The 10,715-nt window shown below is 66.7% G+C and carries 7 protein-coding genes; 2 read left to right on the forward strand and 5 right to left on the reverse strand.

Going from position 1 to position 10,715, the window contains the following annotated elements; all coding sequences use genetic code 11:
• Positions 1-219: 219 nt before the first annotated feature.
• The 3 genes from O3656_RS10020 to O3656_RS10030 all read right to left on the reverse strand — a co-directional run bounded on the left by O3656_RS10020 (position 220) and on the right by O3656_RS10030 (position 4,491).
• The gene (locus tag O3656_RS10020; protein WP_500063927.1) at positions 220-1,629 is read right to left on the reverse strand and encodes a S1C family serine protease; all 1,410 of its coding nucleotides are present in this window, start codon (positions 1,627-1,629) and stop codon (positions 220-222) included.
• 126 nt (positions 1,630-1,755) lie between these two features.
• Positions 1,756-3,423 carry a 2-succinyl-5-enolpyruvyl-6-hydroxy-3-cyclohexene-1-carboxylic-acid synthase gene (menD, locus tag O3656_RS10025; protein ID WP_500063928.1) on the reverse strand — a complete coding sequence of 556 codons (1,668 nt, stop codon included), beginning with the start codon at positions 3,421-3,423 and terminating at the stop codon, positions 1,756-1,758.
• Between the two features lie 9 nt (positions 3,424-3,432).
• On the reverse strand, positions 3,433-4,491 hold the full coding sequence (locus O3656_RS10030) for an o-succinylbenzoate synthase (RefSeq protein ID WP_500063929.1): 1,059 nt from the start codon (positions 4,489-4,491) through the stop codon (positions 3,433-3,435).
• Positions 4,492-4,837: 346 nt separating this feature from the next.
• Between O3656_RS10030 and O3656_RS10035 the strand changes: the two genes are divergently transcribed.
• Positions 4,838-5,818, forward strand: a complete 981-nt coding sequence (locus O3656_RS10035) for a 1,4-dihydroxy-2-naphthoyl-CoA synthase (protein WP_500063930.1) — start codon at positions 4,838-4,840, stop codon at positions 5,816-5,818.
• Between the two features lie 35 nt (positions 5,819-5,853).
• Here the strand turns inward: O3656_RS10035 and O3656_RS10040 are convergent, their stop codons facing one another.
• Positions 5,854-7,017: a hypothetical protein gene (locus tag O3656_RS10040; RefSeq protein WP_500063931.1), complete on the reverse strand. Its 1,164-nt coding sequence runs from the start codon at positions 7,015-7,017 to the stop codon at positions 5,854-5,856.
• A gap of 232 nt (positions 7,018-7,249) precedes the next feature.
• Between O3656_RS10040 and O3656_RS10045 the strand changes: the two genes are divergently transcribed.
• Entirely contained in the window at positions 7,250-8,263 is a 1,014-nt protein-coding gene (locus tag O3656_RS10045) for a hypothetical protein (protein ID WP_500063932.1), read from the forward strand.
• 50 nt (positions 8,264-8,313) lie between these two features.
• On the opposite strand, the gene O3656_RS10050 is transcribed toward O3656_RS10045, so the two are convergent.
• On the reverse strand, positions 8,314-10,047 hold the full coding sequence (locus O3656_RS10050; RefSeq protein WP_500063933.1) for an alpha-glucosidase: 1,734 nt from the start codon (positions 10,045-10,047) through the stop codon (positions 8,314-8,316).
• Positions 10,048-10,715 lie beyond the last annotated feature (668 nt).

The raw sequence follows: 10,715 nt of genomic DNA on the forward strand, positions 1-10,715 counted from the left end.
CGTGTGCGACCGTGCACGCCCGGCACGCATCCGGCACACAAGAGGTCGGTGTACGTGCCACCAACCGCGCACAGAAGCCAACACGCCACGCACCCCGCCACGCACAGGCCCGCCGCCCCTTCACAGGGACAGCGGGCCTCGTCAGCGCGCGATACTCGAGTCACGCCGCAGCGCGCACACACAGCGCCACGACGCACGCACGCGCACGCAACACGCACCTCACTGAATCCGCACGGAGACGTCCTGCGTGGCGCCGTCGCGCACGATCGTCATGGCGACGGTGTCGCCAGCCTTGTAGCGGCGCACGTAGCCGATGAGCTGCTTGGGGCTGGTCACTTCCTGGCCCTCGACCTTGACGATGACGTCGCCGGAGCGAATGCCCGCGGCGGATGCGCCGGAGCCGGGGGAGACGTCCTGCACCTCGGCACCCACGTAGGTGTCGGAGCCGACGGTCGTCGTCGCGGCCTTGACGGTCACGCCGAGCATGCCGTGGGACGCCGATCCGGTGGCGATCAGCTGGTCAGCGACAGAGACGACCAGGTCGGAGGGGATCGCGAAGCCCAGGCCGATCGAGCCGGCCTGGCCGTCGGAGGACGTGGCGAGCGACTTGATCGACGAGTTGATGCCGATGACCGCGCCGGTCGCGTCGAAGAGCGGGCCGCCCGAGTTGCCGGGGTTGATCGACGCATCGATCTGGATCGCGTTGGTCACGACGAGGTCCGAGGACGCCTGGGTGCTGTTCTGCGACGAGCTGTCCTCGTCCATGGAGACCTCGACGGGACGGTTGAGGGCCGAGACGATGCCGGTCGTCACGGTGTTCGACAGGCCCAGGGGCGCGCCGATCGCCATGACGGGGGCGCCGACCTCGAGGTTCGCGGAGCTGGCGAAACGCGCAACAGTCAGGTCTGTGGGCGGGTTCTCTAGGCGGATGACGGCCAGGTCGGTGGTCTTATCGTGGCCGACGATCGACGCGGAGTAGAGGCGCCCGTCCGCGAGGGTCACCTGGATCTGGCCGCCGCCCAGGACGGAGGAGATGACGTGGTAGTTCGTGACGATGTCTCCCTGCGCGTCGTAGATGACGCCCGAACCGGTACCACCCGACGAAGCGCCCTGGGTCTGGATCGTCACAACAGCGGGCGATACCGCGGAGGCGACGTCCGTCCAGTCCGTCCCGGAGCTGTTCGACGCGGGCACGGCCGCAACCGTTCCCCCGTTGAGGTTGGTCGGCGTGGAGGCGCGCAGCATGGCCGGGCGCGCGTAGAACACGGCACCGAGGGTCAGGCCGATCGTCACGAGCATCGCGCAAATGAGGGCGACCCAGCCCGGCCCTTTCTTCGTGACGATGACGGTGGGAGCAGCAGCCGTGGGAGCGGGAACCGCCTCGGGCGAGGCCGGGGCCGCGTATCCGCCGTAGGGTTCGCCCGTGGGAGCGGAGTAGGTACCGCCACCCGCGCGGGTTTCCTCGGCGGAGGGGGTGGGCATCTCGCGCGTGGCGTCCCGCGCGGCCGGCAGTTCCTGGGTGGCCGAGGGGTCCTGAGCCGTCGCACGCTGCGGGTAGCTGGGTGCCGGGGCCGTGATCGCATCGCGCGACGAGTCGGCGTCGGGGGCCGGAATCTGAGACTCGTTCATGGTTTCCTCTGATGTCAGTTCGTTATCTGTCCACCAGTATGAGTCGATTCCTCAAAGGCCCACTGAAAGCGTCCTGTAAGTTTCCTGAAAACCGCTGCTCTCACAGCGAACAGGCTCCCACGACGTTCAGTTGAGGATGTCCCGGATGGCCGCGTACAGGTGTGCGCCGCGCTCGACGGGGACATGGACGAGGCGGGGGCCGGCCTGCGGGGTCTCCAGCACGCGGGCGAGCTCGGCGGGGTGCTCGACGCGGGCGAAGGCCAGGCGGTATGCGGCCGCGAGCGCCTCGTAGTCAACTTCCTGCGCGACGCCGAACCACCGGTCGTAGGCCTCGGGGGTGGTGGCGCGCCCGTGTTCAAGGGTGGCGAAGATTCCGCCGCCGCGGTCGTCGGCGACGATGATGTCGAGGTGTGCCCGGGCAGCCGAAGCCAGGGCCAGGGAGGACGCGTCATGGCAGGCCGTCAGGTCACCCATGACGGCGGTGACGCGCTCGCTCGCAGGGACCGTGGCCCCGCCGACGCTCCCGGCGCCCACGGCGATACCGACGGCGGTCGCGATAGTGCCGTCGATGCCGGCCTGCCCGCGGTTCGAGTGAACGGCGCGTCCCTCCAACGTCGGCACGGCCAGGTCGAAGGCGCGCACGGGATTCGAGGCGCCGAGCACGAGGGGCCCGCTCGAGGAGGCGGCGACGACCCGAGCGAGGTCGAGCATGGTCCGGCCCGAACCGGCGGCGAGCAGAGATTCGATACGCTCACCTGCGTCGCGAGCGGCGTCGCGTACGCGCGACGCCCACTCGGCCTGCGCGGCGTCGACGGGCCCTCGCGCGGGCTCCAGGTCGGCCACCACGACCGAGGCGTTGCCCGAGACGTCGACCCACGGGGCGTGCGGGTCGACGAGGATAACGCGCACGTCGGGTCGCGCGAGGAGCGCGTGGATGGGGCGAGACAGCGTCGGACGGCCCGTGACGACGACGGTGTCGGCCTCGCGCCCGAGGGGTGAGCACACGAGGGACTGCTCGAAGGGGGTCACTCCCCCGCCAGCCCACGCGCCCGAGGCTGGCTCCGCCAGCAGGGGAAATCCCGAGGCGCGCGACCACTCGAGGGCGCGAGGCAACGCCCCCTCACCCGCAACGATCAGCCCGGCGGTGGCAGGACCGACCACGTCCTCCCAGCGCGCGCTCACGGGGGAGGCGGCGAGCACCCGGGTCGGGCGCGGGACGAAGGAAGCCCCGGCCTCGTCCCCGGAAGCCGAAGCGGACGCGGGCGAAGCGGGCGTGAGGGGATCGCGGAAGGCGACGTTGATCTGGACGGGCCCGGGGGTGCCCGCGGGCGCGCCGCACGCGGCGGCGACGCAGCGCGTCAGGTGTCCGACGAGCGTCGTCGAGGCTTCCTGAGGTTCCAGGTCCACCTGCGCGCGCACGTGAGCGCCGAAGAGCCGCGACTGGTCGGTCGCCTGGGAGGCGCCGACGCCTCGCAGCTCGCCGGGGCGATCGGCCGTCAGGAGGAGGAGCGGCAGGCGCGCGTGGGAGGCCTCGAGAACGGCGGGCGCGAGCTCGGCGACGGCCGTCCCCGAGGTGACGACGACGGCTGGCAGGGCTCCGGTGCGGGCCAGCCCGACGGCCATGAACCCGGCGCTGCGCTCATCCAGGACGGCGCGCGCGTCGCCGCCGAAAGCACCGGCCTCGAGGGCGTAGGCGAAGGGGGCGCTGCGCGATCCCGGGCAGTACAGGACGTGCGTGAGGCCCAGGGCGTCCAGGGACGCGAGGATGGCGCTGGCGGTGTCGACGGAGGGCATAGGCCCAGCCTACCGGCCTCCTGCCCCCAGGTGCTCAGCCATGCCCTCCAGGCGCATGCCCCAGCGGGAGACGAGATCGCCATCGACGGGAGTGCGGTCAATGAGTTCCTGGTCAGGTTCGCGCCGCCCCACGGGCAGGCGTCCGCGCTCGGGAATCAGGGGCTCGGTCACATCCCCCACCAGCAGCGAGGCCGTGGCCAGGCCGGCCGCCCGGGGCACGCCGGGCACGGCGGCCGCCGCGGCAACGCCGACCGACAAGCCGACGGAGGTCTCGAGGGCCGAGGAGACGACGACCCCGAGCCCACTCTTACGAGCCACCTTCAGTGCCGCACGCGCGCCTCCGAGAGGCGCCACCTTGATGATGATGACGTCGGCGGCTTCCTTGCGGGCCACCTCAAGCGGGTCTTCGGCACGGCGAATCGACTCGTCCGCAGCGATGGGAACGTCCACCGAGCGGCGCACCTGCGCCAGCTCATCGACAGTCAGGCAAGGCTGCTCCACATACTCGATGGGAACCACGCCCGCGGCGGCCGCCATCGCGGGGATCGCGGCGCGAGCCTCGTCGACCTCCCACGCGCCGTTAGCGTCGAGGCGGATCATCGCCTGCCCACCGACCGTCTCACGCAGGGCATCGGCGACGGCGGCGATGCGCGCGCAGTCGCGACTCAGGCTCACGCCGGGTTCAGCGACCTTGATCTTCGCGGTCGCGCATCCGCCCGAGTCCTTCACACGCTCGTAGGCCTCTTCGGGGGAAATGACGGGGATCGTCACGTTGACGGGCACGAACTTGCGCCGAGGCACCGGCGGGAATCGGCGGGCAGACTCGAGCGCGGCCGCCAGCCAACGGGACGACTCAGCGTCGTCGTAGTTCCAGAAGGGCGCGGCCTCTCCCCAGCCGGCATGGCCGTGCAGAAGAAGGCCCTCGCGGCGCGTCACCCCGCGGAAACGCGTCGTCATAGCAACCTTGTACACCAATATGTCATCGACGCCTTCGAGGGCGTAGCGCACTTGGCGACTCAGTGTACGCATCGGAATGCGCATGAGCGTTGGCTGCGGCGCTGCATTCATGAGGAGCCTCCTTACTTATCGGTAATATTATCGCGCAACCTTGGCTTCGCAACAACTCGATCACGCTGAAACTTGTATGCGATTGTGCAGTAAGCGCACCAAAGTGACAGACTCCCTGACAGAGCAGAACGCCTGGCAAATACAAGAGTATGTCACGACACACGCATCAGTGACTAGTTATCTCACCATCCGCGAACACGAGGGTGCCCTTTGTTCCGATTGGTTAGGTTGCACACGCCCACCGCGTCGGAGGGCCTGGCCACCCCTTCAGCAGGGCCCGTCGAGCGCCCACCCGCACGCACGCGCACGGCAGCCCGCCCCCGCCTCGTCGATTAGAATCCGAGGCATGAGTGCACTCCCCTTCGTCTCCGACACCTTCGATCCGACGCGCTGGCGCGAGGTCGAGGGCTTCGACTTCGCCGACATCACCTACCACCGGGGCATCTCGCGCGGCCCCGAGGTGGACGGCCGTCCCGAAGGCACCGACATGCCGGTCGTGCGCATCGCCTTTGACCGCCCCGACATCCGCAACGCCTTCCGTCCCGGCACGGTCGACGAGCTGTACCGCGCGCTCGACCACGCGCGCCAGACCTCCTCGGTCGCGGCCGTGATCCTGACGGGCAACGGCCCGTCGGCGCGCGACGGTGGATACTCCTTCTGCTCCGGCGGCGACCAGAGGGTCCGAGGCCGCGACGGGTACCGCTACGAGGTCGAGGGCGCGGACCCGGAGGCGGCCACCGCCCAGCGCCGCAAGCAGATCGACCCCGCGCGCGCCGGACGCCTGCACATCCTCGAGGTTCAGCGCCTCATCCGCACGATGCCGAAGGTCGTCATCGCGGCCGTTCCCGGCTGGGCCGCTGGCGGTGGGCACTCCCTCAACGTGGTCGCAGACCTGTCCGTCGCCTCCATCGAACACGCGGCCTTCATGCAGACGGACGCGAACGTCGGCTCCTTCGACGCGGGCTACGGCTCGGCGCTCCTGGCCCGCCAGGCGGGCGACAAGCGGGCGCGCGAGATTTTCTTCCTCGCGCAGCGCTACGACGCCGAAACTGCCGAGCGCTGGGGCGTCATCAACCGCGCCGTCCCCCACGCGCAGCTGGAGGAGACGGCCCTGGAGTGGGCGGCGACCATCGCGACGAAGTCCCCGCAGGCCATCCGCATGCTCAAGTTCGCCTTCAACCTGGCCGACGACGGGCTGGCCGGTCAGCAGGTCTTCGCCGGTGAGGCCACGCGCATGGCGTACATGACGGCCGAAGCACAGGAGGGGCGCGACGCCTTCCTCGAGCATCGCGCCCCCCGCTGGGAGGATTACCCCTACTACTACTGAGGCCTGACCCGCCGCTCAGCCTCGAGATGCGTCCCCTATTCGCGGGGAGTGAGCGTGATCGCGGTAATCGTCTGATGCCTCTTATCGTCATAGGTGACAGTGACAGTGCCCGTGTAATCCTGAGTGTTACCAGTTGCTGGATCGCGCGCTTCCAGCGACGTGACTGTGAACGAGGTGGGCGAATCGAGCGTCACCGCGATATTAAAGGCATCACGCGTTGAATTCATCCGATTGCGCGGCACCGGGTCGTAGACGCCCCTCGTGAAGTCTGGACACAGATTGGCATCCTGAATCTCGCCATTAATACAAGAAATCATGACGGTCCCCACCTCCAGAGCAGTTTCTCGTTCCAATAACGTTTTATCCGATGAGAAGGGAGAAACAGAAACATCCTCATTCACGGGAACGAAAGGCACACGGACCAATGACCCCACAGTCGCATAATCTTCGTCATAGGGAAACTGGCTGCTTTTTGGAACCGCAACGATACTCATGTCGATAGAGAAGGAGCGCGCACCAATCTGATAGAGGCCCGGATAGAGCGTCAGAGAGACCGTGTGCACCGCCTCGGGCCATCCTTCACTCGGATCGAACGTTTCAATGGCGTCATTATTGAAGAACGCGGCGGAAGTGCCGGCGGGGAATGTGACGACCACGCGACGCGCGAGGCTGGTGGCGATCATCCAGGGAGCGTCGACGCTGTCTCGGCGCGCCACCATCTCGATACTCTCCTCACGCGCTGCCGTCCCGACGCGAGGGGTGCTCGTGACATCAAAGGTCGCAGTGAGCCTGTCCGGGGACATCTCCCCCTCGGACACCGTCAAGGAAAAGAAAGTGCGAGCCTCAACCCTGAAGTCCTCCCCCGCATCGCTCAGCATCCAATTGGGGTCCGTAGAATCTGCGAGGCCATCCATCGCAGCCGCTTCGTCGATGCGCCCACCCAAGACAGCGTCACAGTAGGCGTACACCACGCTGGTGGCACCGGCGAGCGCCTCGTTATCCCTCTCCCGGTTGACGCGCTCCACGTGGGAGTGCCACGCGAGCACAGACACGGTGCCGCCGATGAGGACCACGACGGCCACCACGCTCGTCAACCAGTAGCGGCGGCGCGCGAAAAACACGGGAGGCTGGACAGACCAGCGCAGCCGCTCGCGCACCACACGCGCGTACAGGCGGTGATAAAGCTTCTTCGCCGTCATGACGCCTCTCTCACGTAGGAGCGAAAAACCTGACCGCTCCACATATTATCGGACCGTAGCGTTATCGGTAGCACGCCGGAGCACCCACCCCAGGAAGAGCACGACGCCTGCCCCAACCACCGCACCGCACTTGGAGGATTCTCCCGACAACTGAGGCCCCGGAATGTTCAAGTGTTTGCAGCGCCGAGTGACCCCTTGCTATCGTTCGATGTTGCACACCCTGGGAGGTTCCATGTCACGCATTGAGACAGCAACGACTGCCTCGTCGACGGCGTTGCCATCGCGCCCGTCGCGGCGCAAGCGCTGGATCGCCACGGCCTCGTGCGTGGGCCTCGTGGCCGCCATCGCAGGAGGGGGATACTGGTGGCACTCGACGCGCGTGCCAGACCTGACGCGGATCGAGGCGTGGAGCCGCTACATGGAACTCATTGAATCCGGGAAGTACGACGAGGCACTGTCGTATTCGCCCTACCTCCAGGACACCAGCAGGAATGGCAATCATATCGAATTCCTGTCCGACGCTGCGCACGCGCACGCACCCAGCATTGTATCCATCGAGTCAGTCGATATCAACTCCTACGCCATTGAGGGGCGTGTTTCCTTCGACGACGGCACAGAAGCCTTGGGCACGACCGTCACCGTGCTGTCGCAGAAGGACAAGGCCAATGGCAAGCTTGGTTGGTGGCACATTGACGCCCCATCCTTCGGACCAACAGTCACCCTCATGGAGTTAGACAACCTTCGCAGCGTGCGGGTCGGCGACGTATCGATCGATAACCCCCAAGGCTGGTACTACCTATTTCCCGGCAGCTACCGCATCGAAGCAGTCCCCCAGAACCCGGACTACTGGACAATCAAATACGAGCGCCCATTAACCGACGGCGCAGGAGAAATCCGCACCAACATCGCGATAAACCCCTTCACTATCGAAGCCAACGATACGCTCAAGGAATGGGTTCGCGTGCAAAGCGAAGCATTCGCGTCATCTTGCCGCACCGGAACACCCGATGCCTCCAGAGAAGATGCCTGCGGCGCCCTAGCATTGAGCACTACACCGTTCGATCCCACCCAAGACCATCTTTCCGTCGACCTCGTAGGAACAACGTCTTTTGTCCTAGCTGTACCGACCGGCGAAACAGCCCCCACGGATGATAAGCACACACCGAATAACGCCCGGTTTAAGTGCACCATCGACTTCGCTTACGACGGTGCGACGCCAACGCTGGAGTGCACTCTGGATAAATGATTCATGATGTGTACACGAACATACACCGACACCCAGGGGCCACGCGCCCCTCACGCGAGGTAAACGCGCGCCTCCCACGGCACCAGGACTGCCGGGACTCCCCGCTCGGTCTCGGGCAGGTCGCGGTTGGATAGGAGGAGCTCTCCGCTGATCTCACGCGCCGCCTCGCCGAGGGAGGCGGGCTGCGAGGAGAGGTTGACGAGGACCGTTGCCACGGCCTCGCCGAGGGTGCGCCGATAGGCGAAGATCGCGGGCGAGGGGGCGCCGATGCGCTCGAACGCACCGGCCGCGATGACGGGCAGCCCATGTCGGATGTCCGCGAGCGCGCGGTAGTAGGCGTAGATCGAGGACGGGTCGCCGACCTGGGAGGCGGCGTTGATCTCCCGATAGTTCGGGGTAACGCCAATCCATGGCGTTCCGTCCGTAAAACCGGCGTTCTCGCTTGCGTCCCACTGGACGGGGGTGCGCGCGTTGTCGCGGCCGATGGCTGCCAGCCCCTTCAGGACCGACTCGGGGTCCTCCCCCGACTCCACGGCCTCGCGGTAGTAGCGCAGCGCCTCGACATCTCGGTAGTCCTCGATGCCACCGAAGACGCTGTTGGTCATGCCGAGCTCCTCGCCCTGGTACACGTAGGGCGTGCCGCGCAGCATGTGCAGAGCGGTGGCCAGGGCGGTGGCCGACTCGTAGCACCACTCCTCGTCGCCGAAGCGGCTGACGGCGCGCGGCTGGTCGTGATTGTCCAGGTAGAGGCTGTTCCAGCCGACCTCACCCTGGGCCTCCTGCCAGGCGCTCAAACAGTCGGCGAGCTCACCGGGGTGCAGCGGGCGCGGGTGGAACTTCCCCGCCTCGAGGCCGAGGTCGACGTGGTCGAACTGGAACACCATGTCGAGCTCGCGCCGCGCCGGGTCCGTGAACAGCAGGACGTTGTCGCGGCGCACGCCCGGGCACTCGCCGACCGTCATGGTGCCGGCGCGGCCATCGAAGACCTCGCGGCGCATCTGCGCGAGATATTCGTGCAGGTGGGGGCCTTGCGAGAAGTGCGGGAAGCCCTCGCCCCACGCGCGCCCGGGGTAGACGACGCCGTCGGGCAGGCCCGGATCCTTCGAGATCAGGTTGATGACGTCCATGCGGAAGCCGTCGACGCCGCGGTCGAGCCACCAGTTCATCATCTCGTAGACAGCCGCGCGAACCTGCGGGTTCTCCCAGTTCAGGTCGGGCTGCTTCCTGTGGAACAGGTGCAGGTAGTACTGTCCCGTGGCCTCATCCCACGCCCAGGCCGAGCCGGAGAAGAAGGACCCCCAGTTGTTGGGCTCCGCCCCGGCCTCGCCGCCCACGCACCCGGGGCGAGGATCGCGCCAGATGTACCAGTCGCGCTTCGGGTTATCGCGCGAGGAACGCGACTCGACGAACCACGGGTTCTCGTCGGAGGAGTGGTTGACGACCAGGTCCATGACGAGGCGCATGCCCCGCTCGTGAACGCCCTCCAGCAGGCGGTCGAAGTCCGACAGGGTGCCGAACATCGGGTCGATGTCGTAGTAGTCGGCGATGTCGTAGCCGTTGTCGGCCTGCGGGGAGGCGTAGATCGGCGAGAGCCACAGGACGTCCACGCCGAGGGCCTGCAGGTAGTCGAGTTTGGAGCGAATCCCCTCGAGGTCACCGAAGCCGTCGCCGTTGGAATCCTTGAAGGAGCGCGGGTAGATCTGGTAGACGACCGCGCCCTTCCACCACTCGTCGGGGCTCAGGCCGTTGCCTGCGGGGTTCAGAGCATCGCGAGAGAAGAACATGGAGCACCTGCCATACGTTGGGGTCGGGGACATCGCCCCACTGCCATTAGGCGCAGAGTACCGCGTCCGGCGCGGCTCGACACGACGCAGGCGGCGGCGGGGCGGTGCGGGCAGTGGCCCTCAGGTTGCTGCACGAAGCCGACATCCAAAGTCGCATGCAATTCCCGCAGAGCCCACATACACGACGGCACGAAAGTGGCAGAATTTCAACGGTTCGATTTCATAACTTGAAATATCTTAAGGGGAATTGCATGCGAAATTTCTCCCAGCCTGATAAGAGGTAACCACAAGCACTGCGCACACGCAGACAGACACTCATCACGAGTAGCCGAACCGGCCCAACCGGTACAAAACTCCCCCTGTTCAGCCGGTCCAGGGGCTCACCCGGTACAAAACTCTCCCAGCACACCCACACCAGCAGCCCACCCGGTACAAAACTCTCCCCGCATGCCCCAAAAGGCCCATTTCCACGCGTTTTGGCCAAGCAGGGAGAACTTTATACCGCTTCCACCCCCACGACCCCCAGCAGGGAGAACTTTGTACCGCACCCCGAGCCGAACCCGGTACAAAACTCTCCCAACACGCCCACACCAGCAGCCCAACCGGTACAAAACTCTCCCAGCACACCCACACCAGCAGCCCAACCGGTACAAAACTCTCCCAACACG

This window comes from Pauljensenia sp. 27098_8_83 (genome assembly GCF_041432695.1).
Lineage (GTDB): Bacteria > Actinomycetota > Actinomycetes > Actinomycetales > Actinomycetaceae > Pauljensenia.